This window comes from Streptomyces sp. NPDC005402, from assembly GCF_040606575.1.
Lineage (GTDB): Bacteria > Actinomycetota > Actinomycetes > Streptomycetales > Streptomycetaceae > Streptomyces.
In genome coordinates this window covers 166211-182396 of the sequence record NZ_JBEXFB010000016.1, presented here as the reverse complement: position 1 = coordinate 182396, position 16186 = coordinate 166211, and the positions used below count along the sequence as shown (strand labels likewise).

Annotated in this window: 10 protein-coding genes; 8 read left to right on the top strand and 2 right to left on the bottom strand. The window is 71.1% G+C overall.

What is annotated here, in order from left to right:
- The first annotated feature begins 229 nt into the window (after window positions 1-229).
- The 8 genes from ABZT02_RS29020 (at window position 230) to ABZT02_RS28985 (ending at window position 13441) form a co-directional block, all read left to right on the top strand.
- On the top strand, window positions 230-2332 hold the full coding sequence (locus ABZT02_RS29020; RefSeq protein WP_356022443.1) for an SWIM zinc finger family protein: 2103 nt from the start codon (window positions 230-232) through the stop codon (window positions 2330-2332).
- 987 nt (window positions 2333-3319) lie between these two features.
- Window positions 3320-3844 carry a peptidylprolyl isomerase gene (locus ABZT02_RS29015; protein ID WP_356022545.1) on the top strand — a complete coding sequence of 175 codons (525 nt, stop codon included), beginning with the start codon at window positions 3320-3322 and terminating at the stop codon, window positions 3842-3844.
- A 922-nt stretch (window positions 3845-4766) separates the two neighbouring features.
- Window positions 4767-8264 carry a SpoIIE family protein phosphatase gene (locus tag ABZT02_RS29010; RefSeq protein WP_356022440.1) on the top strand — a complete coding sequence of 1166 codons (3498 nt, stop codon included), beginning with the start codon at window positions 4767-4769 and terminating at the stop codon, window positions 8262-8264.
- A gap of 695 nt (window positions 8265-8959) precedes the next feature.
- Window positions 8960-10258 (top strand): 4-carboxymuconolactone decarboxylase, encoded by a 1299-nt coding sequence (gene pcaC / locus ABZT02_RS29005; protein WP_356022438.1) that lies wholly within the window; start codon window positions 8960-8962, stop codon window positions 10256-10258.
- Between the two features lie 72 nt (window positions 10259-10330).
- Window positions 10331-10966 (top strand): MBL fold metallo-hydrolase, encoded by a 636-nt coding sequence (locus ABZT02_RS29000; protein WP_356022435.1) that lies wholly within the window; start codon window positions 10331-10333, stop codon window positions 10964-10966.
- 30 nt (window positions 10967-10996) lie between these two features.
- Window positions 10997-11776 (top strand): exodeoxyribonuclease III, encoded by a 780-nt coding sequence (locus ABZT02_RS28995; RefSeq protein WP_356022433.1) that lies wholly within the window; start codon window positions 10997-10999, stop codon window positions 11774-11776.
- A gap of 384 nt (window positions 11777-12160) precedes the next feature.
- On the top strand, window positions 12161-12568 hold the full coding sequence (locus tag ABZT02_RS28990) for a DUF6278 family protein (protein ID WP_356022430.1): 408 nt from the start codon (window positions 12161-12163) through the stop codon (window positions 12566-12568).
- 126 nt (window positions 12569-12694) lie between these two features.
- The gene (locus tag ABZT02_RS28985; protein WP_356022428.1) at window positions 12695-13441 is read left to right on the top strand and encodes an amino acid ABC transporter ATP-binding protein; all 747 of its coding nucleotides are present in this window, start codon (window positions 12695-12697) and stop codon (window positions 13439-13441) included.
- Window positions 13442-13611: 170 nt separating this feature from the next.
- Here the strand turns inward: ABZT02_RS28985 and ABZT02_RS28980 are convergent, their stop codons facing one another.
- Together ABZT02_RS28980 and ABZT02_RS28975 are read right to left on the bottom strand one after the other, a co-directional pair.
- Window positions 13612-15177, bottom strand: a complete 1566-nt coding sequence (locus ABZT02_RS28980; protein ID WP_356022426.1) for a CocE/NonD family hydrolase — start codon at window positions 15175-15177, stop codon at window positions 13612-13614.
- Window positions 15178-15293: 116 nt separating this feature from the next.
- Window positions 15294-16052: a hypothetical protein gene (locus ABZT02_RS28975; RefSeq protein ID WP_356022423.1), complete on the bottom strand. Its 759-nt coding sequence runs from the start codon at window positions 16050-16052 to the stop codon at window positions 15294-15296.
- Window positions 16053-16186 lie beyond the last annotated feature (134 nt).

The following is a 16186-nucleotide window of genomic DNA, read 5'->3' as shown; positions in this document are numbered from 1 at the left end:
GGCGTCGGGTGCGGTGCCGGGTGCGGGGCGCCTTGCCGTCGAGGGAGGCGGCAGCCTCGCTGGGCAGGAAGAGGGGGGCACCTCCGCGGTGCAGGGCGCAGAGAGCCCGGGGGTCACGGGGGCGGACCGCCCAACGGCTGAGAGTGCGGCGCGCCGGGTCGAGGCAGAGGCCGATGAGGCGGGTGCCGCCGGTGAAGAGGACACGGAGGGCACGGCGTCCGAGAACACCGTGACCGATCCCGCCCCGGCCGAGCCCCGGCCAGGTGACGTGGCCCGCGCGGCACTGCGGGAAGCTGTCGCGGCGCGGCGTGCCGCGCTCGTGGACGGTGTCAAAAACCAGTCCGGGACGGGCGCCAGTGACGCTGATTCCGTCGGCCCCACGCAGTCCCGCGCACCCCACCCCGAAGCAGCCGCGGCGGACGCGGCCGGGGCCACAGGTCCGTCCGACGCGGGCGCGGCCTCCACCGCCTCTGCCGACTGCACGGCTGGAAACACGGATCGCGTCACCGAGGCAGCTCCGCCCGCTGCGGATGCCCCCGATGCCGCACCGGCGGGCCACGCACGCCCCGCGGATGCCGCCCGCGAAGCGCTGCGTGCGGCACGCAGGAGGCGGGCGGAAGCCGAGGCCGCGGAGGCGGAGGCAGCCCTCACGCGTCGGTCGCGCAGGACCACCCCGACCGCGTCCGGGAACCGAGGCCGTACGCCGCCGAGTCCAGCCGCCGGCGTCCGCGCGCGTGACGTACGGGAGTTGCTGGCCGACGCCTTCCGGATGCCCGACGACGTGGCCCAGCCGCAGGAGGAGCACGAGGACCAGGACGAGGACAACAGCCGTGCGCGTAAAGGCAGTTCCCTCCAGGAGACCCCCGCTCCCGACGACGGCCCCCTGAACCCCGGCACCGCCGCCCACATCGACAACACCACACCGCCCCCGGCCGCCGAAACCCCCACGCCCACCGGCACGGGCGACTCGGTCCCACCGGGCGAAGCCCCCACGGCCGCCGCCTCCGACAGGCACTCGCCCCCTCCGACACCCGCCGCCGTCCCGTCCACCCCCCGCCGCCCCCACTCCATGGCCGCCCCCAACCGGGACAACGACCTGCGTCGCACCTTCCCCGCCTTCCCTCCCCACGCCTCCGAGGACGCCCGGTTCGCCGCCACATGGTGGGGCAATGCCTGGGTCGCCGCGCTCGAGGGGGGCGCGCTGGACGCCAAGCGCCTTGCGCGGGGCCGTGGTTACGCCGAGCAGGGGCACGTCGACGCGATCACCGTGACGCCCGGGCTCGTGCTCGCCTATGTGCAGGGGAGCCGCGCCCGGCCGTACCGCGTGCAGGTGCGGTTGCGGACGCTGGGGGACGTCGACTGGGACCGGTTCCTGGACCTCGCGGCCGACCGGACCGGACACATCGCCGCACTGCTCGACAAGGAGATGCCCGAGGCGCTGGCCGAGTGCGGAGTGCCGTTGCTTCCCGGCCCCGGCGATCTCGAACCGCAGTGCAGCTGCCCCGACCGAGGCCACCCCTGCAAACACGCCGCCGCCCTCTGCTACCAGACGGCACGCCTGCTCGACGCCGACCCCTTCGTCCTGCTCCTGCTGCGCGGCCGGGGCGAGCGTGAGCTGCTCGATGCCCTGTCCCGCCTCAGCGCCGCCCGCGCGGCCCGTGCCGCCCAGGATCAGGAGCCAGCGTCGCTGCCCGGCGTACGGGCGAGTGAAGCCCTCGCACCGCGCCGACTCCCGCCGCTCCCGGCCTCGTTGCCCGTCCCTCCGCACCCCGAGCAGCCCCCGGCGTACCCCGCGTCCCCGGGCGGCCCCGACCCCTTCGCCCTGGACCAGCTGGCCACCGACGCCGCCGCCCGCGCCCATGCCCTGCTCGGCACCGGCCGCGACCCGGTCGGCGAACTCACCCTCTGGCAGGACGCGGTCCGCCTCGCCGCAGCCCGCCCCGGTTCCGGCCTCACCGCCGGCACCCGCGCCCTCTACGCCTCCCTCGCCGCAGCCACCGACCGCACCCCGGCCGACCTGGCCCGCGCGGTCGCCGCCTGGAGGCAGGGCGGGATCGAAGGACTCGCCGTCCTCGAAGAGCCCTGGGATCCACCGGCCGGCCGCTTCGACCGCGCCCGCCCTCTCCTCCTCGCCGCCGACCTTCCCGCTTTCAGGCCTTGGCGCAACCACCTCACCCACCCCCGTGGGCACATCCAGCTCCGCTTCGGCCGCGACGGCCTGTGGTACGCCTACGAGTCCGAACCGGGCCACGACGACTGGTGGCCACGCGGCACTCCCGACCTGGACCCGGTCGGCGCCCTCACGGGCCTGGGCACACCGACCGATTTCTGACCAGACCGACCTCTGACCCGACCGACCTCCACCCCCGCCCCCCGACCCCCACCCCCCTGTCTCGCGGCACCGACCTGACCCGAGAAGTCTGCAGGCCGACGCGCCCTCGTCGACGAAGACCTCCGCGATCACGCGGCCCTGCCCGGCGATGATGTCGTCGTCGGTGACCCGGTGGGCCACCCGCCCGGTCCGCCACCCGCCCCTCCCCGAATCCACAGCCCGCGGCCACCCCGCCGCCCCCCCCGCGACACCCAGACCCATGTCGCCCGCGCCGCAGCCCCGCCCCGGTGAAGGCCGTGTGAGAGTTCGCCGGTGATGTTCGGGAGCCAGGGGTGAGGAGTAGGGACTCCGGGTCCGGACCGTGAGAAAAGGCGGTTGGCGTGGGGGCCGTGAGTGAGACGAGGACCCCCGCCCTCCAGTACCGCTTCGACGGCCCGGAAGACGCCCCGGTACTCATCCTGGGGCCGTCGCCCGGGACCACGTGGCACAGGTGGGCGAAGGCGTCTTACGGGGTCCAGCCGGTCCGATTCAGAAGCGTATGCGTAAGTCTCGGCTCTGTGGTTCAGGGGCGTCGACTCTGTTGGTGATTTGCGTGTGACACGCACTGGGTAGACGCGCTGATCGGCCAGCCGACGCTGCGCCACATTCGAACGAAGTCGCCTGAGGTCGAGGGCCGAAGGCCGAAAGCTGCTGAGGCGGATCTGGCTTGGCAGGCGGTTCCCGCCCTACAAGCTCCGCCTTAGACTGCCACCGCTCCGAAACCTGGCGATCTTCGGGAGGGTGTGCAGGATGAACCGAGCACTCATGACCGCATTGGCGGCAGTAGCGTTGGTCGCGTCCGGGGGCAGCACCGCCGCCGCTTCCGACTCCCCGCCGCGAACCACACATGGCCCCTGCCAGTACACCCGGACCCCGGACGAGCCGGCGGCGCGTCCGGTTCCCCTGCCGCCCGACCCGCGACACACCCCCAGTCACGGCGCAGTCGATATGGCTGTCCCGACCAGCCAGGGCCCGCTCCCGTTGCGCCTGGACCGGGCGATGGCGCCGTGCACGGTTCAGAGCTTCGTGCACCTGGCGCAGCACCACTTTTATGACCGTACGGTGTGCCATCGGCTGACGGCGTATCCGACGCTGAAGGTCCTGCAGTGTGGTGATCCGAGCGGCACCGGCGAGGGTGGTCCGGGGTACAAGTACAAGGACGAGCTGCCGGTGGACCTGCCGCCGGCGCCGAGCGACCCGACCGGTGTCCGTCGCCTCTACGGGCGAGGCCTGCTGGCGATGGCCAACGCCGGGCCGAACACGAACGGTTCGCAGTTCTTCGTCGTCTACGGCGATTCCGCGCTGCGACCGGACTACACGGTGTTCGGCACGGTCGGCGCCACCGGTCTGGAGACGCTCGACAAGATCGCCGCCGGCGGTATCGAGCCAACCGCGCAGGACCCGGCGCCTGTCGACGGCACACCCGTGCTGCGGACCGAACTGCGCAGCGTTCGGCCGTCCTGCCGGCCTTGACGAACTGTGGCGCGGTCAGTGCGGTCCAGCTACGTGACTGGCCGTCCCACGGTGATGCCGGACACGGCGATGAGGGTGTCGGCGGTGTCGGGGCAATGGGCCGCGGAGGATGGAGCGATCGCCGAAACCACTCCCGGACCCGTCCTGCGCTCGCTGTACCTCGGCCCGCTCGAAGCCCACACGCTGTCCAGGCGAGACCACGGCACGTGAGGCACAACTTCAACGCGCCGGGTCGGGTGGCGTTCCGGGGCGGTGGGCCTGATGATTCCGGACTCTCAGACCGAGCTCTCAGTCGGCATCCTCTCCGGCGCCGGTGCTGACCGCGTCCCGGAGCGGGGCGGTCACCGCGTGGGGACAGGGGGCGAAAGTCCTTGCGCCGCGCGCGTGCACCCATCGCGCGAAGGCGCTCTCGAAGGCGACCGTAGTGATCACTACCCGTTGCGCTGGAGCGGCAGGGCCTGTCCACATCCATCCCGACCGGTCCCAGATCGGCCGCGCGAGGTTCATCACCGGACGTGGTAGTCGACGCTGACCCCGGCACGCGGTTGCTGCAGCAGCGTCCCGGTCCTGGACGCGCGCGGCGGTGACCAGCACCATCAGCGGCAATCCCCGGCACTCCACGACCTGCCCTTTGCGGCCCGCCACCTTCTTCCCTCGTCCCGGCCGACACCGTCGGCGCGGACGGTGTACGCCGCCCGCAGGGACCGCGAGTCGATCATCCCCGCCGTCGGCGGACGCTCAAGAGCTTACACTTCTGAGAAAATCGTAGTTTAGACTGCCTTAACCTTTCAATTCTGGCAGGAGTGTAGCCAGGAGCGTCGGATCCGACCTCCGTTCTGACCGAAGCTCCGCAGCGATTGGCCCTCGGCAGCCTTGGGAGGGCGCGCGCGGATGAGATAGGCGCCAGGAGGAAGATTTCTCGATGACCCGGCCCGATGACCCGCGCACCGCGGCGGCCCGGATGTTCGCCGAGGCCGGTGCGTTCGGCGAGCTTCTGGCCGGGATCGATTGGGCGGCGACGCCGCTCGGGCCCCCCGAGTCCTGGCCGGGGCCCCTGGTGGACACCCTGCGCCTCATGCTCACCTCTGAGCACGGGATGGCTCTGTACTGGGGCGCCGAATTCGCCACGCTCTACAACCTGGGCTCCTCACCCATTGTCGGCGCCAAGCATCCCTGGGCGCTCGGCAGGCCCTATAAGGATGTGTTTCCCGAGGTCTGGGCCCACCCTGTGAGTGCCCACTTCCACTATGTGACCGACACCCGCAAGTCACTGCTGATCCCCGATGAGCCGCTCATCATGGAGCGCCACGGCTTTTTGGAGCAGTGCTACTTCGACTCCTCCTTCCAGCCCGTGCTGCTGGACGACGGCACCGCCGGCGGCGTGCTGCAGATCATCACCGAGACCACCCGTCGGGTACTGGGCGAGCGTCGGCTGCGCCTGCTGAGCGAGACCGGCGCCCGCACCGCCGGGCTGCCCACCCCGGGCGGGGTCGCCCGCGTCGTCGCGGAGGTGCTGGGCTCCTATCCCGAAGAGATCCCGCTCCTCGACCTGTACCTGACCTCCGGGCCGGGGATGCTGCGGCCGGCGGCCTCCGCCGGACTGCGGTCGGCGCCCGAGGCCGTCTTGCCGAGTGCGGCCGGCGGGTCGGACATCGCGACCCGGCTGGCGCAGGTCGTCGCCGACGGTGCCCCTGCCACGCTGCCGGCCGCCGCGCTCACCGGCCACACGGCCGGGCAGCACGCCGCGGCCTCCCGGCTCCCAGTCGAGCAGGCGCTGGCTCTGCCGCTGGACTGTGCGGGGCAGGTGGGAGGCGTCCTGGTGGTGGGCGTCAACCCCTGCTTCCCGCCGGCCGGGGCCTACCGGGACTTTCTGGAGGTGCTCGCCGCCGGCGTGGCCGGGGCGCTCACGGCCGCACTCGCCCACGACGAACAGCGCCGGCGGGCGGAGGCACTGGCCGAACTGGACCGGGCCAAGACCACCTTCTTCGCCAACGTCAGCCATGAACTGCGCACCCCGCTCACCCTGCTCCTGGGTCCACTCCAGCAGGTTCTGGCCGAAGAGGACCGGCCCGAGCGGCGCGCGCAGCTGGAGCTGGCCGAGCGGGGCGCCCTGCGCCTGCTGAAGCAGGTCAACACTCTCCTGGACGTCGCCAGGGCCGAGGCCGGGCAGATGCGCCCGGCCCTTGAACCGGTCGACCTCGCCGGTGCCACGGCCGAGCTGGCCGGGGTGTTCCGCTCCGCCTTCGAGGCGGCCGGGCTGACGCTGGAGGTGGACTGCCCGCCGCTGCCCCGGCCAGTGTCCCTGGACCGGGAGATGTGGGAGAAGATCATCCTCAACCTGCTCAGCAACGCCCTGAAGTTCACCTTCACCGACGGCGCCCGGGTACAGGTGGCCGCGGCCGGCGGCCGGGCCCGGCTGACCGTGACCGACACTGGCACCGGCATTTCCGCGGACGAGCTGCCGCGCCTGTTCGAGCGCTTCCACCGGGTCCGTGGCGCCCGCTCCCGCTCCCACGAGGGCAGTGGCCTCGGCCTGGTGCTGGTGAAGGACCTGGTGGAAGCGCACGGCGGCACCGTCGGCGTGGAAAGCCGGCTCGGCGAGGGCACCACCGTCACCGTGGACCTCCCCTTCGCCGCCGCCCACCCGCCCCGCCCGGCCCCGCCCGCGGCCGGCGCCGAATCTCCCGGGGAATCCCCCGGAGAAGGCGGGGGCGGCCGGCCCGGCCGCGCCGCGGCCTATGTGGACGAAGCGCTGGGCTGGCTGGCGGCTGACCCCGTCCCCGCTGCGGTCACCCCCACGGCGCGCACCCCGCACGCCCCCGCGACCCACGATGCCCCCCAGGGCCCCGGCCCGCACGAAACCGACCGCCCCCGCCCGGCCCGCCTGCTGGTCGTCGACGACAACGCCGACATGCGCGCCTATCTCACCCAGCTCCTGCAGCCCGACTACGACGTGCTGGTCGCCGCCGACGGCCGGGCCGCCCTGGAGATGGCCCTGGCGCAGCCGGTGGAGATGGTGCTCAGCGACGTGATGATGCCCCGCATGGACGGCTTCGAGCTGGTCCGGGCGCTGCGCGCCGACCCGCGCACCGCCCGCCTGCCCATCGTCTTGCTCACCGCCCGCGCCGGCGAGGAGGAATCAGTGCAGGGCCGGCACGCCGGCGCCGACGACTACCTGACCAAACCCTTCTCCGCGCGCCAGCTGCTGGCGCGCGTCCGCACCGGGTTGGAACTGTCCCAGCTGCGTGAACAGGTCCTGACCGAGACCCGCAACCAGCTGGCCGTGCTGGCCTCCCTGGCCGACGCGGGCCTGCGGCTGTCCGCCACCCTCGACCCGGACCAGATTCTGCAGACTGCCGGCCAGGTCCTGCTGCCCGACTTCGCCGACCAGATCAGCATCCACCTCACCGCCGCGGCACCCGCCCCGGCGCAGTCGCCCCCGGCGTACATCGCCGGCACCCCCCTTCTTGCCCGCGAGGCCCTGGCCACCGCCGCCACCCACGCGATCAACGGCACCGCCCCAGCCCCGGCCGGCCCGCACCCGGCGTCTGGCGTCGTGCTGGCCCTGCCGCTGCACGCCCACGATCAGACACTGGGGGCCTTGGTACTGGTCCGGCACACCGACTACTCAGCGGTCGAACGCAAGTACCTGGAGAACCTCGCCCACCGCCTGGCCTTGGCCTACGACAACGCCACCCGGTACCACAACGAGCGCCGCCTGGCCCTGACCCTGCAGCGCGCCCTGCTGCCCCACCGCCTGCCCCAGGTGCCCGGGGTGCGCCTGGCCACCCACTACCGGGCCAGCAACCGCGGCGCCGAGGTCGGCGGCGACTGGTACGACGTGCTCGCACTGCCCGACGGTGACGTGGGGCTGGCCATCGGCGACGTCATGGGCCACGACGTGGAAGCCGCCACCGTGATGGGCCAACTCCGCTCCGTCCTGCACAGCCTGGCGATGGAGGGCGCCGGCCCGGCCCAGGTGCTGGCCAGGCTGGACGCCTACCTGCAGTCGCTCGCCACCGAACGCTTCGCCACCTGCCTGTACGCGGTCTACAACCCACACCGCCACCGCCTGCGCTACGCCGCCAGCGGGCACCTGCCGCCCTTGCTGGTAGCCGCCGACACCGCCTACCTGGAGCTGCCCCCGGCGCTGCCGCTGGGCCTGGGCAGCACCCCAGTCGACCGCGAGGTGGCGTTCCCGCCCGGCACCAGCCTGCTGATGTACACCGACGGCTTGGTGGAAAACCGGGCACTGTCCATGGACGACCGCCTGGCGGCCCTGCGCCAGACCTGCGGCGCGCTGCCCGCCGCCGCCCGCACCGACCCCCAGCAGATCACCGAACGGGCCCTGGAGCTGCTGGACACCCCCGACCGGGTCGACGACGACACCGCCCTGCTCGCTGCCACCGCCGAACCATGATGTCGAACCGGCGCCCCGCAGGCTGACGGGAATGCCGTACAACCGACCGCTACTGCTCGTAGCCATTGCTGACGAAGCTGCGGATTTGCTAATCCACTGCTAACGAACTGTCTTCATTGCCAACAAAGTTGCGGATCCGGAATGGCCTGACCGCGTGCTCGTCGGGTGGGCTGGAGGGCATGAGCAACGGGGCGATTCTGGTGACCGGCGCCACCCGGGGGTGTGGGCGGCGTCCCGTTCCGGCAACGTGCGCTGAGCCGAGCGACTTGCGCGCCGTATGGCCTGCCGGATTGGGGCGAGGGGGCTTCGGAGTCCGCTTGCTGGTTTTGGACCGGTGGTTGTAACTGAGAGCATCCGGCTACGGCCAAGCCTTTTACCGAGCGTTCACCGTGTGGTGTTCAAGCTGCTGTTGGGGGGATTTCGGAAGGTTTCCAGGTGGATCAGGCCGAGCCTCGTTCGTGCCACCACACTCGATGCTGCTTCCTGAACCGCCTGGAGGCCGTGATCAAAGAGGAAAGCGTTGCTCGTAGCGACTGAAGGAGGGCACGCGCCCGGAGGGCCACTGCCGACACCGCCACGAGTACATGCCGGAGAATGTATACCTGGGTTCTCGTTGGCAGGACCGGAGCGGGGCAAGGCCCGCTCGGTCGACCCCGGCGATGTGACATCTCGTGACAGATGAGAGGCTCAGACGGGTGAGCGAGACACAACCGAACACCCTGCAATACCGTTTTGACGGGCCTGAAGACGCACCTGTCCTGATCCTGGGCCCCTCCCTGGGTACCACCTGGCACATGTGGGACCGCCAGGTCCCCGAACTGGTCAAGCAGTGGCGCGTCTTCCGGTTCGACCTGCCGGGACACGGCGGCGCGCCCGCATACCCGGTGGGTTCGGTCGGTGACCTCACCGACCGGCTGCTCGCCACGCTCGACCAGTTCGGGGTGCAGCGCTTCGGCTACGCGGGCTGCGCGCTCGGCGGCGCGGTCGGCATGGAGCTGGCCTTGCGCCACCCCGAGCGACTCGCCTCGCTCGCGCTGATCGCCGCCTCGCCCCGTTTCGGCACGGCCGACGAGTTCCGCCAGCGCGGGGTGATCGTACGGACGAACGGGCTCGATCCCATTGCCCGCACGTCGCCCGACCGCTGGTTCACCTCCGGGTTCGCGGCCGCCCAGCCCGCGATCACCGAGTGGGCCGTGCAGATGGTGCGCACCACCGACCCCGGCTGCTACATCGCTGCCTGCGAGGCGCTCGCCTCCTTCGATGTGCGGGCCGACCTGGCGAGCGTCGGTGTGCCGACGCTGGTCCTCGTCGGCTCCGACGACCAGGTCACCGGCCCGGCCGAGGCCCGCACCCTGGTCGCGGGCATCCCGGACGCCCGGCTCGCCGTCGTACCCGGCGCCTCCCATCTGGTGCCGGTCGAGCAGCCGGCCGCCGTCACCGACCTGCTCGTCAGACACTTCTCCACCGCCTGGCAGCCCGCCTTCGACTCCAGCACCGGCCAGACGGCGATCCCGACCGCCCCGGTCACGCCGGTCCTCATGTCCGCGCCGCCGCACCCCGTGCCGATCGCCGAGATCGCCCCGGTCGCCCCCGACCCCCGGACGACGGGCCGTGCGGACCCGTACGACGCCGGCCTCAAGGTGCGCCGCGAGGTGCTCGGCGATGCGCACGTCGACCGGGTACTGGCGCAGGCCGACGACTTCTCCGGCGACTTCCAGGAGCTCATCACCCGTTATGCCTGGGGCGAGATCTGGGACAGGCCAGGGCTCGACCGCCGTTCCCGCAGTGTCGCCACCCTCAGCGCGCTGGTCGCGGGCGGGCACGTGGACGAGCTGGCCGTCCACACCCGGGCCGCCCTGCGCAACGGCCTGACCCCCTCCGAGATCAAGGAAGTGCTGCTCCAGGCGGCCGTCCACTGCGGTGTCCCGGCGGCCAACAGCGCGTTCAGGGTGGCCCAGCAGGTCATCCGGGACGAGACCACCCCTACCGAGTGATCGTCTGAGGCGGGTGGCCAGAGCACCTGCCTGTGCTGCCCGTTCGCGCGGGACGGGAGGCAGGATGGACCCATGAAGCTCACGAAGATGTCGCACGCCTGTGTCCGTCTTGAGAAGGACGGACAGACGCTCGTCCTGGACCCCGGGGCCTTCAGCGAGGAGGACGCCGCCCTCGGCGCCGACGCGATCCTCGTCACGCACGAGCACCTCGACCACTTCAGCGAGGACCGGCTCCGCACGGCCCTGGACGCCAACCCGGCTGCCGAGATCTGGACGCTGAAGTCGGTCGCCGAGAAGATCCGGGCGGCCTTCCCGGGCCGCGTGCACACCGTCGGCCACGGCGACTCCTTCACCGCCGCCGGCTTCGACGTCCAGGTCCACGGCGAACTGCACGCCGTGATCCACCCGGACATCCCGCGCATCACCAACGTCGGCTACCTGATCGACGGCGGCACCGTCTTCCACCCCGGCGACGCCCTCACCGTCCCCGACCACACCGTCGAGACGCTGATGCTCCCCGTCATGGCCCCCTGGAGCAAGATCTCCGAGGTCATCGACTACGTCCGTGAGGTCAAGCCCCAGCGCGCCTACGACATCCACGACGCCCTCCTCACGGACCTCGCCCGCCCGATCTACGACAACCAGATCGGCGCCCTCGGCGGCGCGGAGCACCTGCGGCTGAAGCCGGGGGAGAGCACGGCTCTCTGAGTGTCAGTGCCGCCCGGTAGGTTGTCAGGCATGCGCATCGCGACCTGGAACGTCAACTCGATCACCGCCCGCCTCCCGAGGCTGCTGGCCTGGCTGGAGAGCACCGGCACCGATGTGCTGTGCCTCCAGGAGGCCAAGATCGCCGAGGAGCAGTTCCCGTTCGACCAGCTGCGCGAGGCGGGCTACGAGGCGGCGGTCCACGCGACGGGGCGGTGGAACGGCGTGGCGGTGATCTCCCGGGTGGGCCTCGAGGACGTCGTCAAGGGCCTGCCCGGCGACCCCGGCTACGACGGCGTCACGGAGCCCCGCGCGATCTCCGCGACCTGCGGCCCGGTCCGCGTCTGGTCGGTGTACGTGCCCAACGGCCGCGAGGTCGACCACCCGCACTACGCCTACAAGCTCCAGTGGTTCGAGGCCCTCAAGGCCGCCGTCGCCGGTGACGCGGCGGGCACCCGCCCCTTTGCGGTCCTGGGCGACTACAACGTGGCGCCGACGGACGACGACGTCCACGACGTGGCCGCCTTCGAGGGCCTCACCCACGTCACCCCGGCCGAGCGCGCCGCCCTCGCCTCCCTGCGCGAGGCGGGCCTGTCGGACGTGGTCCCGAGGCCCCTCAAGTACGACCACCCGTTCACGTACTGGGACTACCGCCAGCTCTGCTTCCCCAAGAACCGCGGCATGCGCATCGACCTCGTGTACGGCAACGCGCCGTTCGCGAAGGCGGTCACCGACGCCTACGTCGACCGCGAGGAGCGCAAGGGCAAGGGCGCGTCCGACCATGCGCCGGTCGTCGTCGACCTGGACGTCTAGATCCTTCGACAACACCGGCGACAACACCGGGGTCGGCGACGAGGCCCGGCCCCGCAGGGCGGACCTCGACGGCTCGGCACCTCGCTGTCGGCACAGGGCCTCACGGCAGCCGACCGGACGCCGGGCCGTACCCTCACCGTGCCGGGTGCCGCGCCCACTTGGCCGGACCGGCGGTCGGACGCACAGGGACGCGAACAGAGGCCGCCGCACCACCCCGGACACGTCGGTGCCCACCCGTCTCCCGCTGCTCGCGAGGGACGAAAGGTGCATCACGCAGGCAAGGCGACATCAGCGGCACGTGCACGCGCCCTGCGTGAAGCCGACGGGCAACGACGGCCCGCGCGCCTGTGGTGCACGCGGCCGGGTGAGTGACACGCTGGGTGTATGAAGATCCCTTTTCTGGGCGGCTGGAGTGAGAAACCGGGGACCCGCGATCCCGAGGGAATCGCCGAACTCCTCTCCGAGTGCGAGCTCCTGCGCTCCCACGCCTCCCGTTCAGGTGTCCGACTGGACGACACAGCGGCCTCGTTGGAGGCGCTCGACCAGCTGGTGCCGGGCTGGCGGGACGACGAGGAGATCCTGCTCTGGCTCGGCAACGACGCGGGGCTCTACCTGGGCACGGTCATCGTGCGGACCGTCCCCGGGGCGGCCTGGGATCTGCGCGCGGACGGCCAGCCGGTGATCCGGCTGGCATCGGGCCGTGAGTTCGACGTCGTGGCCTCCGGTCACGAGTGGGCCGCGAGCGGGGTGCCCGAGCTGTCGCAGCTCTACGCCGAGGTCGCCGAGGAGTGAATCCCTGGCCGTAAGTACGGCGTAAATACGGCTAATGACCGAAAAGTGCGTGTCGTTCCTTAAGTGCGATCTTGCCTCGATAAGTTGCGGCAACCACGACACAGCTGAGAGTAAGTAGGGCTGGGTATGGCCGTCGTCGATCCGTTGATCGAACTGCGTGACGTCAACAAGTACTACGGGGAGCTGCATGTCCTGCAGGACATCAACCTCACCGTCGGCAAGGGGGAGGTGGTCGTGGTCATCGGCCCTTCGGGGTCGGGCAAGTCCACGCTCTGCAGGACGATCAACCGCCTGGAGACCATCAAGTCCGGTTCCATCACGCTCGACGGGCAGCCGCTGCCCGAGGAGGGCAAGGCCCTCGCGAAGCTCCGTGCCGAGGTCGGCATGGTCTTCCAGTCCTTCAACCTGTTCGCCCACAAGACGGTCCTGCAGAACGTCTCGCTGGCCCAGGTCAAGGTCCGCGGCCGCAAGAAGGACCAGGCCGACCAGCGTTCCCGCCAACTCCTCGACCGGGTGGGCCTCGCCGACCAGGCGGACAAGTACCCGGCCCAGCTCTCCGGCGGTCAGCAGCAGCGCGTGGCCATCGCCCGCGCCCTCGCCATGGAGCCCAAGGCCCTGCTGTTCGACGAGCCGACCTCGGCCCTCGACCCGGAGATGATCAACGAGGTCCTGGAGGTCATGCAGCAACTGGCCCGGGAGGGCATGACCATGGTCGTCGTCACCCACGAGATGGGCTTCGCCCGCTCGGCCGCCAACCGCGTGGTGTTCATGGCCGACGGCCGCATCGTCGAGGACCGCGCCCCCGACGACTTCTTCACCAACCCGGACAGCGAGCGCGCCAGGGACTTCCTCTCCAAGATCCTCAAGCACTGAGAGGGGCGACGGCCATGTCCTCGAGCCTCGACTACGATGGTTCGCTCACCCCCACAGTGGCGGCGGCCGATCCTCCAGGGGCGCTGCTGCCGGGTGGAGGTCCCCCCACGGCCCGTCAGCCGTAGGGGGCAGCAGTCACAGAGCCATACCCGCCCGGCGCCGGCCGGAGATCACTGCTCGCGCAGCGGAATCGACACGTACGACGGGTCGTTCGCCGGCGAGGAGAAGGTCAGCTGGGCGCCGGACGGGTTGTGCTCGATGTAGAGCGGGTCGACCGTGTCGACCACCAGGGCCAGACGGTGCCCTGCCGGGACGTCGTAGGCCGTGGAGAACAGCTCCAGGTCGACGTCGAACGGCTTCCCGGGTGTCTGTCCGTGGAAGGTGTACGGCGCGTTGGAGACCAGCTTGCCGAGGCCGAGCGGCCCCACGTCGTACAGGTAGGCGACGAGGGTGCCGCTCTCCTTGGTGGGGGTCAACGTGGTGTGCAACTTCGCGGTGCCGCGCACCTGTTGGGCGCTCGCGTACTTCTCCGACTGCCATACGGCGGCCCAGCGGCGGGGCAGCAGGGGGATCGAGGCGACCGGGGGAGCCTGGGCGATCTGGTCGAGGATGCTGGACAGGAAGACGATCCCGCCGTCCGCGCCCGAGTCGACGTTGGTGTGGATCGTGGTGGTGCCCGAGAGGGCGATCTTCTTCCGCGTGGCGCCGACGGACTTCCAGTCGGGATAGGCCTCGTAGCCGCCTGTGGAACGGGACTTGAGCCGGACCGGCTGCTCGCGGTCGATCCCGTTGTCCTCGCCCTTGAGGTAGTGGTCGAACCAGCGCCCGGTGTCGGTCCACACGTCGTTGGGGAGGCCGAACAGGCCGGTCAGCTCGGCCGTGGCGTGGTCGCCGGGTCGCAGCTCCAGTCTCTTCGGGCCGGTCAGCTTCTCGTAGAAGTCCGCGTACTGGTTGGGCGCGAAGACCGTGTCGCCCCACGCGTTGGCCATCATGACCGCCGCGCCGTTCTGGTTGAGTTGGTCCACGTATGTGGCGGCCGAACGTTTCTTCCCCCAGTCGATCATCTCCTGTTCCTTCGACAGGTTCGACGCGTAGAAGTTGTCGAAGATCTGCCGGATCTCGGCGCTCTGGCGGCCGGTGACCAGGCTCGCGCCGTCCAGCACGGCCGCCGCCTGGACATGCTGGGTGCGCCCGGAGTAGATCGAGTCGATCAGGTCGGCCCAGCCGCTGAGGGCGGCGACGGCCTTGATGCGCTTGTCGTGCGCGGCGGCGAGGAGGCTGATGCCGGCGCCGTACGAGACGCCCGCCATGCCGATGTGCCGTTCGTCCGCAGGGGTGTTGGCGAGCGCCCAGTCGATCACCTTGGAGGCGTCGGCGGTGTCGGGTGGGCCCGCCACTTCTATCTCCCCGCCCGACTGCCAGAACCCGCGGACGTTGTAACTGACCACGATGTACCCGGAGTTCGCGAGCTTCTGGGCCTGGGCGAGGTACTCGACCTGGGGCAGGCCCCAGCTCGTGGGCAGGACGAGCAGCGGGTAGCGCTGTGAGCCGTCGGCTCCGGCGGGCGTGATCACGTTCGCCTTGAGGACGGTGCCGCCGTCACCGGCGATGTCGACGAAGCGGACGGCGTCCGCGGCCTGGGCGGTGGGGGCGAGTCCGAGGGCGCTACCGGCGATCAGGGTCGCGGAGACGGCGCCCACGGTGGTCGTACGCAGGGCCTTGCGAGGGTGTCCCACGGGTCACTCCCTACTCGTGTCAATGCAAAGTGACCAGACGGTAACCTCGCTGCTTTACCGGAGGTAACCCGTCGGTAAGTTACGTGGGAGTAACGATTGTTGTGGTGTGAATCAATTCAGGAGGCGCGGTGGCTGTTCCGTGGAGCCGCGGGCGCCGGAAGGGGCGTCTTGGCCTCCCGCGTCACGTCCGCGACCAGCTCCACGACGTCCGGCCCGTACGCACCGGAGTTGACCACCTTCAGCAGCAGTACGAAGCTGCCGTCGCCGTACTTGCGGGTCAACCGCTCGTGGTTGCGGGCCAGATAGCGGGTCGTGGCCTGGTTGGTGATCGCGGTCTGGCCGCAGAAGAGGAAGACGGGCCGGGCGCCGTTGCTCTGCTCGACGGTGAGCCGGGCGAGGAGGGCGTACTCGGAGGTGCCGACCTCCACGCGGTAGCGCTCGGTGCCCACCTGGAAGGCGCCGCGGTCCGGGCTCGGTTCGGCGTCCACGTTCACCCGGACGCCGGGCAGCAGGGAGGAGAGATGGGCGGCCATACGGCGGTTGGAGGCCGGACCGCCCACGCAGAACTCGGTGCGCTCGCCGAAGCCCTGGCGTGCCGCGTCGTGCGGGAGGACCTGGGCGTGGGCGTTGCAGTCCTTGATGAGCGCGGCCAGTTCGAGGAGGGCGAACACGTCGTAGCGCATCACCGCGAGGTCCGGGCCGCTCGCACCGCGGTTCACGACCAGCAGTGACTCGGAGTTGTCCGGCAGCCCGAAGAACGCCTGCTTGCGGCGGAGTTTCCGCTTCCACAGATACGTCCGGGCGAGCCAGCCGAGCGCGGCGCTGATCCCCGCCGCCACCACGCCCAGGACGATGTTGCGCACGTCGTCTGTCATGTGCGCGCATGCTAGCGGGCCGACACGACTCCTACGTACCGGTGTTCGAAGTGTGGCATTCGTATGACACCTGACCCGAAGAGGGCTGTCGGGGCCCCGGCGATGTGGTTACGCTGCGCGGACGGTCCTGGACT

Coding starts and splice junctions, on each gene's coding strand:
- ABZT02_RS28990 (WP_356022430.1), top strand. CDS start 12,161: ATGAAGATCCCTTTTCTGGGCGGCTGGAGTGAGAAACCGGGGACCCGC.
- ABZT02_RS29015 (WP_356022545.1), top strand. CDS start 3,320: ATGGCTGTCCCGACCAGCCAGGGCCCGCTCCCGTTGCGCCTGGACCGG.
- ABZT02_RS29010 (WP_356022440.1), top strand. CDS start 4,767: ATGACCCGGCCCGATGACCCGCGCACCGCGGCGGCCCGGATGTTCGCC.
- ABZT02_RS28975 (WP_356022423.1), bottom strand. CDS start 16,052: ATGACAGACGACGTGCGCAACATCGTCCTGGGCGTGGTGGCGGCGGGG.
- ABZT02_RS28985 (WP_356022428.1), top strand. CDS start 12,695: ATGGCCGTCGTCGATCCGTTGATCGAACTGCGTGACGTCAACAAGTAC.
- ABZT02_RS28995 (WP_356022433.1), top strand. CDS start 10,997: ATGCGCATCGCGACCTGGAACGTCAACTCGATCACCGCCCGCCTCCCG.
- ABZT02_RS29000 (WP_356022435.1), top strand. CDS start 10,331: ATGAAGCTCACGAAGATGTCGCACGCCTGTGTCCGTCTTGAGAAGGAC.